The organism is Eikenella corrodens, assembly GCF_003990355.1.
Classification (GTDB): domain Bacteria; phylum Pseudomonadota; class Gammaproteobacteria; order Burkholderiales; family Neisseriaceae; genus Eikenella; species Eikenella corrodens_B.
On sequence record NZ_CP034670.1, the window covers coordinates 1,079,105 to 1,094,647 of the forward strand.

General features: G+C 52.3%; 17 protein-coding genes. All 17 read left to right on the forward strand.

What is annotated here, in order from left to right:
- The first annotated feature begins 5 nt into the window (after positions 1-5).
- The 17 genes from nuoF (at position 6) to ELB75_RS05505 (ending at position 15,527) form a co-directional block, all read left to right on the forward strand.
- Entirely contained in the window at positions 6-1,301 is a 1,296-nt protein-coding gene (nuoF, locus tag ELB75_RS05425) for an NADH-quinone oxidoreductase subunit NuoF (protein ID WP_126983049.1), read from the forward strand.
- 141 nt (positions 1,302-1,442) lie between these two features.
- Complete coding sequence (gene nuoG, locus ELB75_RS05430; RefSeq protein WP_126983050.1) at positions 1,443-3,701, forward strand: NADH-quinone oxidoreductase subunit NuoG; 2,259 nt, start codon at positions 1,443-1,445, stop codon at positions 3,699-3,701.
- A 2-nt stretch (positions 3,702-3,703) separates the two neighbouring features.
- Positions 3,704-4,774 carry an NADH-quinone oxidoreductase subunit NuoH gene (gene nuoH / locus ELB75_RS05435; protein WP_035580103.1) on the forward strand — a complete coding sequence of 357 codons (1,071 nt, stop codon included), beginning with the start codon at positions 3,704-3,706 and terminating at the stop codon, positions 4,772-4,774.
- A gap of 18 nt (positions 4,775-4,792) precedes the next feature.
- Entirely contained in the window at positions 4,793-5,743 is a 951-nt protein-coding gene (locus ELB75_RS05440) for an adhesin (RefSeq protein WP_431306056.1), read from the forward strand.
- A gap of 2 nt (positions 5,744-5,745) precedes the next feature.
- Positions 5,746-7,572, forward strand: coding sequence for a MafB family polymorphic toxin (locus ELB75_RS05445; protein WP_126983051.1), 1,827 nt, complete (start codon positions 5,746-5,748; stop codon positions 7,570-7,572).
- On the forward strand, positions 7,562-8,107 hold the full coding sequence (locus tag ELB75_RS05450) for a suppressor of fused domain protein (RefSeq protein WP_126983052.1): 546 nt from the start codon (positions 7,562-7,564) through the stop codon (positions 8,105-8,107). The genes ELB75_RS05445 and ELB75_RS05450 overlap by 11 nt, the downstream gene beginning before the upstream one ends.
- 181 nt (positions 8,108-8,288) lie before the next feature.
- Complete coding sequence (locus tag ELB75_RS13215; RefSeq protein WP_431306052.1) at positions 8,289-8,486, forward strand: polymorphic toxin-type HINT domain-containing protein; 198 nt, start codon at positions 8,289-8,291, stop codon at positions 8,484-8,486.
- A 152-nt stretch (positions 8,487-8,638) separates the two neighbouring features.
- On the forward strand, positions 8,639-9,100 hold the full coding sequence (locus ELB75_RS05460) for a DUF4279 domain-containing protein (RefSeq protein ID WP_126983053.1): 462 nt from the start codon (positions 8,639-8,641) through the stop codon (positions 9,098-9,100).
- Between the two features lie 395 nt (positions 9,101-9,495).
- Complete coding sequence (locus ELB75_RS05465) at positions 9,496-9,885, forward strand: hypothetical protein (protein WP_126983054.1); 390 nt, start codon at positions 9,496-9,498, stop codon at positions 9,883-9,885.
- 147 nt (positions 9,886-10,032) lie between these two features.
- Positions 10,033-10,512 (forward strand): NADH-quinone oxidoreductase subunit NuoI, encoded by a 480-nt coding sequence (gene nuoI / locus ELB75_RS05470; protein ID WP_126983055.1) that lies wholly within the window; start codon positions 10,033-10,035, stop codon positions 10,510-10,512.
- Positions 10,513-10,588: 76 nt separating this feature from the next.
- Positions 10,589-11,203: a hypothetical protein gene (locus ELB75_RS05475; protein ID WP_126983056.1), complete on the forward strand. Its 615-nt coding sequence runs from the start codon at positions 10,589-10,591 to the stop codon at positions 11,201-11,203.
- A 70-nt stretch (positions 11,204-11,273) separates the two neighbouring features.
- Positions 11,274-11,951: an NADH-quinone oxidoreductase subunit J gene (locus ELB75_RS05480; RefSeq protein WP_003822937.1), complete on the forward strand. Its 678-nt coding sequence runs from the start codon at positions 11,274-11,276 to the stop codon at positions 11,949-11,951.
- Positions 11,948-12,253, forward strand: coding sequence for an NADH-quinone oxidoreductase subunit NuoK (gene nuoK, locus ELB75_RS05485; RefSeq protein ID WP_003773732.1), 306 nt, complete (start codon positions 11,948-11,950; stop codon positions 12,251-12,253). Before ELB75_RS05480 ends, nuoK begins: the two co-directional genes overlap by 4 nt.
- A 99-nt stretch (positions 12,254-12,352) precedes the next feature.
- Complete coding sequence (locus ELB75_RS05490) at positions 12,353-12,694, forward strand: hypothetical protein (protein WP_126983057.1); 342 nt, start codon at positions 12,353-12,355, stop codon at positions 12,692-12,694.
- Between the two features lie 123 nt (positions 12,695-12,817).
- Positions 12,818-14,827, forward strand: a complete 2,010-nt coding sequence (gene nuoL / locus ELB75_RS05495; RefSeq protein ID WP_126983058.1) for an NADH-quinone oxidoreductase subunit L — start codon at positions 12,818-12,820, stop codon at positions 14,825-14,827.
- A 14-nt stretch (positions 14,828-14,841) separates the two neighbouring features.
- Positions 14,842-15,153, forward strand: coding sequence for a chorismate mutase (locus ELB75_RS05500; RefSeq protein ID WP_126983059.1), 312 nt, complete (start codon positions 14,842-14,844; stop codon positions 15,151-15,153).
- 53 nt (positions 15,154-15,206) lie between these two features.
- A complete protein-coding gene (locus ELB75_RS05505) occupies positions 15,207-15,527 on the forward strand; it encodes a cupin domain-containing protein (protein ID WP_064086129.1) in 321 nt (106 codons plus the stop codon).
- Positions 15,528-15,543 lie beyond the last annotated feature (16 nt).

Sequence of the window (15,543 nt, forward strand, 5' to 3'; positions counted from 1 at the left end):
CCAAAATGGCTATTTACCAATCAGGCGTGATTTTTGACCAAGTGGATACCGCCAATCCCGATTGCTGGACGCTGGACGAATACGTCAAACGCGGCGGCTACGCCGCCCTGCGTAAAATTTTGGCCGAAAAAACGCCGCAAGACGACGTGATTGCCGAAGTCAAAACTTCCGGCCTGCGCGGGCGCGGTGGTGCCGGCTTCCCGTCCGGCCTGAAATGGAGCTTCATGCCCCGTTCCTTCCCCGGCGAAAAATACATCGTCTGCAACACCGACGAAGGCGAGCCCGGCACCTTCAAAGACCGCGACATCATCCGTTTCAATCCGCATGCCCTGATTGAAGGCATGATTATCGGCGGCTATGCCATGGGCGCGTGTGCCGGCTACAACTACATCCACGGCGAAATCTTCGAAGGCTACCAACGCTTCGAAGCCGCCCTCGCCCAAGCCCGCGAGGCAGGCTTCCTCGGCAAAAACATCCTGGGCAGCGGTTTCGATTTCGAACTCTTTGCCCACCACGGCTACGGCGCATACATTTGCGGCGAAGAAACCGCGCTGCTCGAATCGCTCGAAGGCAAAAAAGGCCAGCCGCGCTTCAAACCCCCGTTCCCGGCTTCGTTCGGTTTGTTCGGCAAACCCACCACCATCAACAACACCGAAACTTTCGCCTCCGTCCCGTTTATCATCCGCGACGGCGGTCAGACCTTTGCCGATAAAGGCATTCCCAACGCAGGCGGCACCAAACTCTTTTCCGTGTCCGGCCACGTTGAACGCCCGGGTAACTACGAAGTGCCGCTCGGCACACCCTTTGCCGACCTTCTGGCCATGGCAGGCGGCGTGCGCGGCGGTAAAAAACTGAAAGCCGTTATCCCGGGTGGTTCGTCTTCGCCCGTGATTCCCGGCGACATGATGATGACCCTCACCATGGACTACGATGCCATCGCCAAAGCCGGTTCCATGCTCGGTTCCGGTGCGGTTATCGTGATGGATGAAGACGTGTGCATGGTTAAGGCCTTGGAAAGATTGAGTTACTTCTACTTCGAAGAATCCTGCGGCCAATGTACCCCCTGCCGCGAAGGCACCGGCTGGCTCTACCGCATCGTTCACCGCATCGTAAACGGCCAAGGCCGTATGGAAGACCTCGAACTCCTGGAAAGCATCGGCAACAACATGGCCGGCCGCACCATCTGCGCCCTCGCCGACGCCGCCGTTTTCCCCGTGCGCGGTTTTATGAAGCACTACCGCGACGAATTCGTCCACTACATCGAACACGGCAAACCGATGAAAGAGCACAAGTGGTGCTAGCTGCCGGAATAATTGGGCTACCTGAAAGCAAAAAGGCCGTCTGAAAACAGGCTGCCTGAAAAACAGCCCGCAGGCCGTCGCCTTTTTTCAGACGGCCTCACAACGAAAAATTTTAAATACCCGTAACGTAGGAAATACACCATGTTACAAATCAGCATTGACGGTAAGGAAGTATCGGTAGAGCAGGGCGCGACTGTAATTGAAGCGGCGCAGAAGCTCGGCACCTACATCCCCCACTTCTGTTACCACAAAAAACTTTCCATCGCCGCCAGCTGCCGCATGTGCCTGGTGGAAGTGGAAAAAGCGCCCAAGCCGCTGCCTGCCTGCGCCACGCCGGTAACCGACGGCATGGTGGTGCACACCCATTCCAAAATGGCCAAGCAGGCGCAGGAAGGCGTGATGGAATTCCTGCTCATCAACCACCCGCTCGACTGCCCCGTATGCGACAAAGGCGGCGAATGCCAGCTGCAAGATTTGGCTGTCGGCTACGGCAAATCCACCACCCGCTACCTGTTCGAACCCAAGCGCGCCGTGGTGGCCAAAGAAATGGGGCCGCTGATTTCCACCGAAGAGATGACCCGCTGCATCCACTGCACCCGCTGCATCCGCTTCACCGAGGAAATCGCCGGCAACCAGGAAATCGGCATGGCCAACCGCGGCGAACATTCCGAAATCCTCACCTTCATCGGCCGCGCCGTGGAAACCGAACTTTCCGGCAACGTTATTGACCTCTGCCCCGTAGGCGCGCTCACCAGCAAACCCTTCCGCTTCAACGCCCGCTCCTGGGAGCTGAACCGCCGCAAATCCGTGTCTGCCCACGACGCATTGGGCAGCAACCTGATTGTGCAAACCAAAGAACACACCGTGCGCCGCGTGCTGCCGCTGGAAAATGAAGCCATCAACGAATGCTGGCTGTCCGACCGCGACCGCTTCGCCTACGAAGGCCTGAACCACGAAAGCCGTCTGAAAAATCCGAAAATCAAACAAGGCGGCGAATGGATCGATGTGGACTGGCAAACCGCGCTCGAATACGTGCGCAACGGCATCGAATGCATCGCCAAAGACGGCAACCAAGAGCAAATCGGCTTTTGGGCCAACCCCATGAATACGCTGGAAGAACTCTATCTGGCGAAAAAACTGGCCGACGGCATCGGCAGCCGCAACTTCGCCACCCGCCTGCGCGAACAAGACGGCCGTCTGAAAGGCACGTTGGCAGGCGCGCAATGGCTGGGCTGCAATATCGCCGACCTTTCCGATGCGCAAGCCGTGCTGGTGGTGGGTGCGAACCTGCGCCAAGAGCAGCCGCTGCTGACCGCCCGCCTGCGCGTAGCCGCCAACCAAGGCAGCAAAATCAGCGTGGTGGCCGCGCGTAAAGAGCAGTTGCACATGCCCTTGGCCGCACAGGAAACCCTGCATCCGAACCAATGGGCAGGCTACCTGAAAGCCCTTGCCGCCGATGCCGCCAATCCGATTCACGCCGGTTTGAAAGACGCGGAAAAAGCCGTCGTCCTGCTCGGCGCGGAAGCGCAAAACCACCCCGACTACGCCGTGATTTACACCGCCGCCCAAAGGCTGGCCGAACAAACCGGCGCGTCATTCGGCATCCTGCCGCAGGCTGCCAACAGCGTGGGTGCGGATTTGCTGAACGCCGACAGCGGCAGCATTGCCGAAATGATTGCCGCGCCGAAACAAGCCGTGCTGCTGCTCAACGTTGAGCCGGAAGCCGACGTGGCTGGCGGAGCCGCCGCCGTGGCCGCGCTGAAACAGGCCAAGAGCGTGATGGCGTTTACCCCGTTCGTCAGCGACACCTTGCTCGAGGTGTGCGACGTGCTGCTGCCGATTGCTCCGTTCACCGAAACTTCCGGCAGCTTCGTCAACATGGAAGGCCGTCTGCAATCTTTCCACGGCGTAGTAAAAGGCTTGGGCGAAAGCCGCCCGCTGTGGAAAATCCTGCGTGTGCTGGGTAACCTGCTGGAGCTGGAAGGCTTTGAATACGACAGCAGCGAGCAAATCCTGCACGACGCGTTGGATGCCCAAAGGCTACCTGAAAAACTGAACAACCGCAGCAGCTGGCAGGGCGAAGCCGCGCCTGCTGCCGCAGGCCTGATCCGCACCGGCGGCGTGGGCATCTACCACACCGACGCCATCGTGCGCCGCGCCGAAGCCCTGCAGCAAACCTCGCACGCCCAAGTGCCCGCCGCCCAAGTCCACCCCGATACGCTGGCCGCGCTCGGCCTCGCCGACGGTGCAACTGCCGAAGCCGTGCAGAACGGCAGCCGCGTGCGCGTAACCGTAATGGCCGACAACACTTTGCCGCCCAATGTCGTCCATCTGCCGCAGCATCCGGCCAACGCCGCGCTGGGTGGGCTGATGAACGCGATTGAACTGGAAGGAGTCTGATGATGCAGGAATGGTTTCAAGCCCTGTTTGCCGGCTGGTTCGGCGCGGCGGGTAACGACATCGGCCTCTTGGTGTCGATTGTCGTCAAAATCGTGATTATCCTTGTGCCGCTGATTCTGACCGTGGCCTACCTGACCTACTTCGAGCGCAAGGTCATCGGCTTCATGCAGCTGCGCGTCGGCCCGAACGTAACCGGCCCGTGGGGCTTGATTCAGCCGTTTGCCGACGTGTTGAAACTGCTGTTTAAAGAAGTTACCCGCCCCAGCTCGTCCAATAAAGCCTTGTTCTACATCGGCCCCATGCTCTCGCTCGCGCCTTCGTTTGCCGCGTGGGCGGTAGTGCCGTTTTCCGACCAATGGCTCTTAACCAAAGTCGATGCCGGGCTGCTGTATATCTTAATGATTACCTCGCTTTCCGTGTACGGCGTGATTATTGCCGGCTGGGCGTCCAACTCCAAATACGCCTTCCTCGGCGCGATGCGTTCTTCCGCGCAAACCATTTCCTACGAAATCGCCATGAGTGCGGCTTTGGTGTGCGTGATTATGGTTTCAGGTAGCCTGAACTTCAACGACATCGTGGCCGCGCAAAGCACCGGTATTGCGGGCGGCTCGATTTTCTCGTGGAACTGGTTCACCCTGTTCCCCGTGTTCCTCGTCTATCTGATTTCCGCCGTGGCCGAAACCAACCGCGCCCCGTTCGACGTGGCCGAGGGCGAATCCGAAATCGTGGCCGGTTTCCACGTTGAATATTCCGGCTTCGCCTTCGCCCTGTTTTTCCTGGCCGAATACATCTTCATGATTCTAATCGGCGCGCTCACCTCCATTATGTTCCTCGGCGGCTGGCTGTCGCCCTTTCCGCAAAGCTGGGGCATCGTCGGCACGCCCAGCCCGATTTGGATGTTTGCCAAAATGGCCTTCGTGCTCTACGGCTATCTGTGGATTCGCGCCACTTTCCCGCGCTACCGCTACGACCAAATCATGCGTTTGGGCTGGAAAGTGCTGATTCCCATCGGCTTTGTCGCCATCGTTTTCTACGGCCTGTGGATGGCTTCGCCGTGGAGCTTGTGGAAATAGGGCGGAACATTGATGAAATTGCGTATTTTGGCTTTACTTTCCGCATTCGCCTTACTGACGGCCTGCGGCACATTAACTGGTATTCCCTCTCACGGCGGTGGTAAACGCTTTGCCGTTGAGCAGGAATTAGTAGCCGCATCTGCGCGTGCGGCAGTAAAAAATATGGATTTGTCTGCATTGCAAGGCCGTAAAGTGGCAATACATGTTTCCACTATGGGCGATCAGGGCTCCGGCACAATGACCGGAGGCCGCTATTCGATAGATGCCTTGTTGCGTGGGGAGTATTTGAGCAACCCTGCTTCACAAACCCAGTATGAGTACCCGGTTTATACATCGACGGCCAATACGGTATCGGGTATGTTGACCAGTGCAACAACTTCAAAATCTGTGCTGAATGCACCATCTTCCATGCGCACTAAAAACAGCGGTGCGGCTGGTCGGCGCAATATCGGGCTCGCCATCAACGGGATGGGGGATTACCGCAACGAAACGCTTACCGCCAATCCGCGCGATGCGGCCTTTCTCGACAACCTGATTCAGGCTGTCTTTTTCCTGCGCGGCATTGATGTGGTTCCCCCGGCCTATGCCGACACCGATGTGTTTGTCAGCGTGGATGTATTCGGTACGGTTCGCAGCCGCACCGAGCTGCATCTTTACAATGCCGAAACCCTCTCCGCCCAAACCAAGCTGGAATATTTCGCCGTAGCCAGAGAGGGCAGGGGGCTGCTGATTAAGCCTGCCGTATCTGCCTACGAAGCACGTTATCGGGAGAACTATATTTTGTGGACGGGGCCGGTAAAAACAACCAAGAACATCCGTGCCGCCGAAGGCCTGTTGGTGGATTTTTCCGATATCAAGCCCTACGGAAACAGAATGGGCGGCGGGCTACCTGAAAACAAAACCGAAGCCGGGCAGGAAGTCGGCAGTTTGGACGATGCTACCATCCGTCAGCGGCGGGGGAGGGAATAAGAATGAAGGTATTGCGCAACATCACCCTTTCGGCGGCTCTCGTCCTGTCCGCCCTGTTTGCCGTACCCGCGTGGGGCGACAACATTACCGGCAGCACTTTGATCCAAAATGCCGTCAATCCAAAAAACTATGAGCCCGACAAGCCGTATTTCCTGTTCCCCGGTTATGCCCGAGGCAGCGTAACCGACCGCACTGGGCAGATTGCCGTTATTCCCGCCCACAATACCAAACTGGGTAGCTTGCATATCCAGGAAGCCCTGATTAGCGGCAACGTTGGCTACACCACCCGCTTCCACAACCACCCCTGGCACGAACACGGCCCGGCCGACCATTTTGCAAACAATAGGGATACCAAAGCAGAAGGCAGTCCGGAAGACGGGTTTACCATATTGCGCCTAGATTGGAGCGGTAGCTTCCGCCACCCCGCCGATGGCTATGATGGCGAGCAGGGCGGCGGCCATCCTGAGCCCACTGGGGCGCGGGACGAATACAGCTACAGCATCGGCGGTTATGCCCAAAACATCCGCTTTGAGAGCGACGACACCCGCAGCGCGGCACAAAGGATATCCGACCGCTACACCAACCTGCCCGGCAATTTCTCTGATCGGGCCAATGAAGCCCATCGGCAGATGTTCGAGCACAATCCGAATCTGAGCAGGTGGGGCAACGGTGTGGAATTCGTCAACGGATTATTCGGCGCTGTGGCTAACCCCGGAATCAGCTTTTATGAAGGGCTGGGCATGGGCGACGTTGTGCAGGGCATAAAAGATGGCTCCGCCATCACTACCATGCACGGCCTGGAGAGCATGTCCGACGAAGACAAGATGGCGGCAGTGGAAAAACTGGCGCATACCGCCGGATTTGCCGACTATGCGGTAGGGCAGGCTCAAGAATGGGCGAGGGAACATCCGAATAGTGCCGAAGCGGTCAAAATGTGGGGAAATGTTATTCAAACCGCTACGGGATTAAGGGCGGCCGGGGTAGGAAAAAATGCTATTGCATCGGCTGAAGGCACCGTTAGTCACAGCTACCGCCGTGCTTATACTTGCTCATTTCACCCCGATACGCAAGTAAAAACCGAAGCAGGCTACAAAGCTATTGCCGATATCCGGGTAGGCGACAAGGTGTTGGCCAGAAACGAAAGAAACGGACAAACCGGCTATAAAGAAGTATTGAGGCAATACAGCAACCCTTATGCCGAAACCACTTATATCCGCATCAAAGACTCCACAGGTAGAGTGCACACCATTGTCTCCAATACCATCCATCCGTTTTACAGCAACGGCAGATGGGTGCAGGCAGGCTACCTGAAAACAGGAGAACGGCTACTGTCTGAGAGCGGTTCAGAACAGGTAGTGGAAAAGGTAAGTACCGAGCAAAAACCGCTGGTTGCCTACAATCTGAACGTATCGGATTGGCATACCTATTTTGTAAGGGGCAGTGGCAGCCAAACCGAAGGGGTTTGGGTGCATAATGAGTGCCTAACTAAAGCTCCTTCCGAACGATATAACCGTAATGCCCATTATGGCGGGTCTCAAACAAATAGCTCTGCTGCAAAGGAGGCAAGACTTGCTGGTGAGGGACAGGTATGCCCAACTTGTGGTAATACTATGGTTAGTGGTACTAAAACTGCCCCAAGTCCCCAGCATGAGCCGACCCTAGTCCAGCATTACTATGAACATGGAGGACACCTAATGACAAATGAAGAAAGAAGGATGTATGCACGTAGTAAAGGTATTAATGGCTCACAATGTTTAATTTGTCAGAAAAAAGAGGGAGCTAAGATGGCCAGATATTCAAGAGAGCAGGCAATAAAGTATGGACTATAATAGAATCGTCTTTAGACATTTAAAGAAATTTTGGATAGATCAGGAGATTACAGCATTTTCTTGGGAATTTGGCAGAATATTGGATGAATTGCCTGATTTTACTGTTTACCGTATAGCTCCTCCTTATGATAGAAGTCATCCATGGGTTTATATCAGTTCTGGCTTGGGTAAAATAATTAATCAAGAGTTTATTATTGTCAGTCCAACTGAAGATTCAATCCATGTAGAAACTCTTGCAATGTTGGCTTCTGTTTGTTTTAATCATAAAGATGGTTATTTTGGTTTGGGACGTGTTATTGAAATAGGTAGGCCATGGATAGATGGATCAAATATGGAGAATTTTTTAATATCACTGCCTTACCCGTATGGGGAAAAAATAGAATATATGGGAAATATTCGCTTTTTTTGGCTATTACCTATTACAGATAAAGAAAAAGAATTTTTAGATAATCATAAAGTGGAAGAGTTAGAGGAAAAATTAGATGAAGTTGGAATAAATTATTTATCTGTAATAAGAAAATCTGTTGTTCAATAAAAAACTAATTTATAGATGGTCTTTAGAAATATTACGGTTAGCTGCCTTGAATATTAAGCTGACTCAGAGATTTTCTAAAAGAAGATAATTCCGATATTTTACAGTAACGGCAGATGGATAGAGACAGGCTACCTGGAAAACAGGAGAACGGCTACTGTCTGAGAGCGGTTCAGAACAGGTAGTGGAAAAGGTAAGTACCGAGCAAAAACCACGGATTGCCTACAATCTGAACGTATCGGATTGGCATACTTATTTTGTGTGTGGCAGTGGCAGCCAAACCGAAGGGGTTTGGGTACATAATGGTTGTGGTTCTAGGGTTGTACAGAGTGGCGGAAATGCGATCAATAAAAGGACAGCAAATGAGTTAAATAAACATTAAGGCAGCAATTATCATGCAAGGGATATTGGTCGTGGTCTTGAATCGCTAAAAAATTACTACGGTTTGCCTGATAATCATCATGGGAAAATTATGTCTAATGGTGATTATATAGGTAGGGATGGGGAAATTTTTGGTAACATAGGAGATCATATATGAAAATATTTCCAAATATACAAAGTAGACTTACTCCTGTTAATAGGGATTATGATAATTGTGATGATGTTTATGTATTTTTTACTGTTTATTGTGATTTCAATAAAATCAAGAAAAAATTTCATCCTACCTTTATACCTGATAAAGATGTAAGAAAGGGAGAAATTCTTACTAACTCGAGAGGTAAAAAATGGGTAGTACCAAATGATTTATGGGTAATTTCTTCTGATAAGAAAATTATCTCTAAGGATGCAAGAGACCATTTAGACTATGTGCTCAATATAATTTATCCGGAAAAAGAAAATATTCTTGCCTTACAAAGCCAATGCCGTATGTCTTTAAAATGTGTTTGGTTCGCAAAAGGCATATCTGGTGGTCCTGCAATATGGCCGGAACAAATGAACTTGATTAGTGGATTAAATTTAGAGTTAAGCTTTAGTTTTTATCCTGCGGATTGGTAGGTGCAATTGGGTGTTTATATATAGCGGGTACTCTCATTAAGGATGCTGGTATGGAAAATGGATTCTAAAGTAAGATTATTTATGAAAGAAAGATAATTTATATCAAGTTATTCGATCAGAATTTAAGAATGTATATATTGGTGAATATATCAGAGAGTAAATACGCCGTTATCATGACTGATTTTTTATTCGGATATTGAAAATGATGTAATTGTTTCTGAGAAGTTATACAATGAATTGATTTTATAAGAGATGATGGCGCTGTTCATGAGTTGGTATCTGACTATGGAAATGGCGGCTTCTAAGCATCTATAAGAATTTCAATTGTGATACAACTTGTGTATATATTTTTCCATTTGGTTTGGATTTTAGGTTGGAGAAAGAAAAATAAAATAATGGATTTCTATATTCAACCAGATAATGGTTATGTCATTGTTCGAGAAACAGGTAATGTTCATAATATGTTGGGAATATGTCTGTCAGAGAAGCCTGAATCATCTGTTATGTTAGTTGGATTAGATTCTGATAATTTCTATAAAAACAAGTTGGATGAAAAGAAAATTATGCGGCAGGTATTGATGGCTACATCAGATATATATGCTGAATTTGAGAAACGCTTTTTTATAAAAAAGATACAGTACGTAAAAACAGATAGCCCTCCTGAGTCGATTTATAGATATTTGGCTTTTGAGATATTGCGTTCGGTTGTCTTAAATATAGAACCAAAGTCAGAAATTATTTTAAAAGAAGATAATTCTGATCAGTTGGCCATATCTCTTTTGTGAAATAAATATATGATGGCACCGTTTATGGATTGATATCCAACTATGGAAAAGGCAATTTCCAAGCACTTGGAAGAATTCCACAACTATTAATTTATTTTTCTATTCAGTGATATATATCATGAATCTGTTTTATTATGGTGAAGAGTAATGGCTAATTTAGTAAAAACCTTCCTGCTGGGCGAATTGGTGAAAGGCATGGGCGTAACGCTCAAAAACTTCTTCGCCCGCAAAGACACGATTTACTTCCCCGAAGAAAAAACGCCGCAATCTGTGCGTTTCCGCGGCCTGCACGCCCAACGCCGCTATCCGAACGGCGAAGAGCGCTGCATCGCCTGCAAACTGTGCGAGGCCGTCTGCCCCGCCATGGCAATCAATATTGAAAGCGAAGAGCGCGAAGACGGCACCCGCCGCACCACCCGTTACGACATCGACTTAACCAAGTGCATCTTCTGCGGCTTCTGCGAAGAAGCCTGCCCCACCGATGCGATTGTGGAAACCCATATTTTTGAATACTACGGCGAGAAAAAAGGCGATTTGCACATGACCAAGCCGATTTTGCTGGCCATTGGCGATAAATACGAAGCCGAAATCGCCAAACGCAAAGCGGCCGATGCGCCGTACCGCTAAAGAACGGAACGCCCGCAGAGTTTTCAGGTAGCCTGAAGCCCAATATTCCGGCTGCTGTGATTGAAGGAAATACAGAATGGATACGCAACAAGCCTTTGCCGATATGGTTTTTCAGAAAACCGTTGCCGCATTGGCCGGACTGTCTGAAGAGATTCGGGATGATGTATATGCCTTATCGTTCTGGGTTCGGGGCGGCGATGAGTGGCTGCCCGGCCTTTCGGTCAGTTACAACACTTGCGAGCAGTTTGAAGGCAAGAAGGGTAAGACGCTTAATCAGGATGACGAAGCCAAGTGGAATTATGCCTATTGGCTGCAAGACGAAGCCGAATTGTTGGGCGTAGACGCATATAGAAACAACCAAGAACTCCAAGCATGGCTGGCAAGTGCGCCCTTTGCCTACACCGAAGAACAATACGAAGCCATGTTTGATGGCGACGATGAAGACGAAAGCAGTGGAACAGACAAGAAATCGAACGAGTTTTACCAGGCCTTTGTCGAAACCCAAATCGCCGTGGTGCAACGCCTGTTTGCCGAGGGCGTGATTGCCGGAACGTTCGGCAAAAATATTCCCGTGCTGGTACACGAATTGGAGTATTACGATGCCCCCTTGTTGTGGACGGAACGCGCCAACCCGGAAGGTTTGGCAGATGAATTCTTAAGCTATTGGCGCAGCCAATGGCGCAGCCAATAAACCGCGTCCGGCCAAGCCGGAACGCAAAGCAAAACCGATTGAAATATCCCGAAACGGAAAGTGCAAAAATATGAACTTTCAACTTATTCTGTTTTACCTGTTGGCCGCCATCATCCTGTTCGGCGCGCTGAAAACCGTAACCGTGAAAAACCCGGTGCATGCCGCGCTGTATCTGGTACTCACTTTCTGCATGAGCGCGATGATGTGGATGCTGATGCAGGCCGAATTCCTCGGCATCACGCTGGTGGTGGTGTATGTGGGCGCGGTAATGGTGCTGTTCCTGTTCGTGGTGATGATGCTCAACATCGACGTGGAGGAAATGCGCAAAGGCTTCTGGCGCAACGCTCCGGTGGCCGCCGTGGTCGGCGTGCTGATGGCCGTGGCGCTGATTATGATTTTGGTTGCGCCTGCCACCGATTTGGCCGCCTTCGGCCAGATGAACGATGTGCCGGCCGACCACAGCAACGTGCGCGAGCTGGGCACGCAGATTTACACCACCTACCTGCTGCCTTTCGAGCTGGCGGCCGTGCTGCTGGTGCTGGGTATGGTGGCCGCCATCGCGCTGGTGCACCGCAAAACCTTCAAGCCGAAATACATCAATCCGGCCGATCAGGTTAAAGTGGACGCGAAAAAAGGCCGCCTGCGTATGGTGAAAATGGAAGCCGTGGTGCAGAGGCCGTCTGAAAGCGAAGAAAACAACGGCGAAGCCGCCGAATCCGACGCCGCCGAAGGGGAGGGCAAAGCATGATTACGATTACGCATTATCTGGTGCTGTCCGCCCTGTTGTTCGGCATCAGCGCGATGGGCATTTTCATGAACCGCAAAAACGTGCTGATTTTGCTGATGTCGATCGAATTGATGCTGCTGGCGGTGAACTTCAACTTTATCGCCTTCTCGCGCTACCTCGGCGACAGCGCGGGGCAGATTTTCGTTTTCTTCGTGCTCACCGTGGCCGCGGCCGAATCCGCCATCGGCCTGGCGATTATGGTTTTGGTATACCGCAACCGCAACACGATCAACGTAACGGATTTGGACAGCCTCAAAGGCTAGGGCTACCTGAAAACAGGCCGTCTGAAAGTTTCAGGTAGCCTTATCATAACTAAGGTAGGTTCCAACATAAATTAAGTGATTGGCTGAAGATAAGAGGTTATGGGCGAAGAACAGTTGAAACAAGAATTTCACAAAGCCATGCTGGACATTTATTACAATGCTTTAGATTTTCCGAAGCCATACCGTGCAACACGATTTTTTCGAATGGTAAATGAGTTGGGTGGGAAAAAGGCAGCTGATAAATTATTGAGCACAGGCGATCGTACTCAAAGTGGCTTTGCAGAACTGATTCTGAGCGGTGGTGGAATACACGCTTTACAGTACAGTATGGAATATTTAGTGTTACAGAAGCCGTGGTGTGATTTGTTTACTGAAGAGCAATTAGCAGTGGCATATAAACGATTGGAGCGAGCTGAATTCAAATTTCCTGAAAAGCAGTGAATTTGCTCGTTTGCAATTCGTAAAATTATCTATTTTTTCAGGTAGCCTGACGGACAGCCAAAGAGGCTGTCTGAAAACGGGCCGCACAAAATTGAAAGATTTATCCGTAAGGATGGCAACAACATGACTGACATGACTTTATACCTCATCATCGCCCTCACGCCCTTGGCGGGCTGTTTGCTGGCCGGGCTGTTCGGCAATACCATCGGCCGCCGGGGCGCGCACACGGTTACCATACTCGGCGTGGCCGTATCCGCCGTGCTGTCGGCCTATGTGCTGTGCGGGTTTATCGACGGCAGCCGTGCTAAGTTCGATGAAAACGTCTATACCTGGCTGACCATGAACGGGCTGGATTTCTCGGTCGGCTTCCTGGTGGACAGCCTTACCGCGCTGATGATGGTGGTGGTTACTTCCGTGTCGCTCATGGTGCACATCTACACCATCGGCTATATGGCGGACGAAGAAGTCGGCTACCAACGCTTCTTCAGCTATATCTCATTGTTTACCTTCAGCATGTTGATGCTGATTATGTCCAATAACTTCATCCAGCTTTTCTTCGGCTGGGAAGCGGTCGGTTTGGTGTCCTACCTCCTAATCGGCTTCTATTTCAAACGCGACAGCGCGATTTTCGCCAACCTGAAAGCCTTCTTGGTCAACCGTGTGGGCGACTTCGGCTTCGTGCTCGGCATCGGTTTGGTGCTGGCCTATTTCGGCGGCAGCCTGCGCTATGCCGACGTGTTCGCCTATCTGCCCAATGTGGTCGGCAGTACCCTGTTCGGCTGGGATTTGATTACCATCACCTGCCTGTTGCTGTTTGTCGGCGCGATGGGTAAATCCGCCCAATTCCCGCTGCATGTGTGGCTGCCCGATTCCATGGAAGGCCCGACCCCGATTTCCGCGCTGATTCACGCCGCTACGATGGTAACCGCCGGCCTGTTTATGGTGTCGCGCATGTCGCCGATGTATGAGTTATCCACCACCGCGCTGAGCGTGATTATGGTGATTGGCGCGATTACCGCGCTGTTTATGGGCTTCCTCGGCACAATTCAAAACGACATCAAACGCGTGGTGGCCTATTCCACCCTGTCGCAGCTCGGTTATATGACCGTGGCTTTGGGCGTGTCCGCCTATTCCGTGGCCATGTTCCATGTGATGACCCACGCCTTCTTCAAAGCCTTGCTGTTCTTGGCGGCGGGCAGCGTGATTATCGGTATGCACCACGACCAGGACATGCGCAATATGGGCGGCCTGCGCAAATACATGCCGATTACCTGGTTCACCATGCTGCTGGGCAACCTCGCCCTCATCGGCACGCCGCTGTTCTCCGGTTTCTATTCCAAAGATTCGATTATCGAAGCGGTGCACGCCAGCAACCTGCCCGGCAGCGGCTTCGCCTATTTCGCCGTGCTGGCCAGCGTGTTCGTTACCGCGTTTTACGCCTTCCGCCAATACTTTATCGTCTTCCACGGCAAAGAACGCTGGCGCGAGGCCAAACATGACCATCACGACGACCACGGCCAACACCACGGCCTGAAACCGTCCGACAACCCGCATGAAAGCCCGTGGGTGGTTACCCTGCCGCTGATTTTGCTGGCGATTCCGTCCGTGATTATCGGCTACATTGCCATCGAGCCGATGCTGTACGGCGATTTCTTCAAAGACGTGATTTATGTCAATCACGAGCTGCATCCGGTGATGCACATCATGAAGGAAGAATTCCACGGCGCAATGGCCATGGTGTCGCACAGCCTGCACACGCCCGTGCTGTATCTGGCCGTCGGCGGCGTATTGGCCGCGTGGTTCCTGTATGTGAAAGCGCCGCAGCTGCCCGCCAAAATCGCGCAGACCTTCCGCCCGGTGTATGTGCTGTTTGAAAACAAATACTACCTCGACAACATCTACTTTGCCGTGTTTGCCAAAGGCACGCGCGCGCTGGGTACTTTTTTCTGGAAGGCTGTCGATACCGCAATCATCGACAACGGCTTGGTAAACGGCGCAGCCAAGCTGGTCGGCGCGGTGGCAGGGCAGGTGCGCCGTCTGCAAACCGGCTTCATCTACACCTACGCCGCCGCCATGGTTTCCGGCGTGTTGGTGCTGATTGTGGTGTTCTTCTGGCAGCTTTGGTTCAGATAAAGGCTACCTGAAAAATGGATGCCGATATTTTGCCCGATACCCTAGCCGAAGTGCGGCAGGCGATTGACGAGCTGGACAGCCAACTCATCGGCTTGCTGGCGCGGCGGCAGCAGTTGGTTGCACAGGCTGGCCGTCTGAAACCCAAGCACGACACGCAGGCCGTGGTCGCGCCCGAGAGGGTGGCGCAGGTGCTGAAGGCACGGCGCGAACAGGCTGCGGCGGCAGGCTTATCGCCCGACGTGGCGGAAGCCGTGTGGCAGGCCATGATTGCCGCCTTTATCCGTTTCGAGCAGAAAGTAAACCGTTCGGGCGGGACAGCTAATTAAGGCTACCTGAAAAACTAAAAGGCCGTCTGAAAACACCACACACAGAGGAAAAAATGAGCGCAACCGACATCATCCGCGCCGCCGAATTCACCGCCGAGAGGGCATGGGGCGCGCGCAGCATCGCCAATCTGAACGGCATCACCGTGCGCCTGCATTGGACGGACCGGCCCTACAAATGGCATGTGAACGACGGCGAGGAAGTGTTTGCCGTGATGGACGGCGAAGTGGACATGCACTACCGCGAAAACGGCGAAGAGCGCGTGGCGCGGCTGCAAAGCGGCGACATCTTCTATGCCGGCATCGGCGCGGAACACGTCGCCCACCCGCGCGGCGAAGCGCGGATTTTGGTGATTGAGAAAGAGGGCAGCGTTTAAGCTGTTTGAGGCCGTC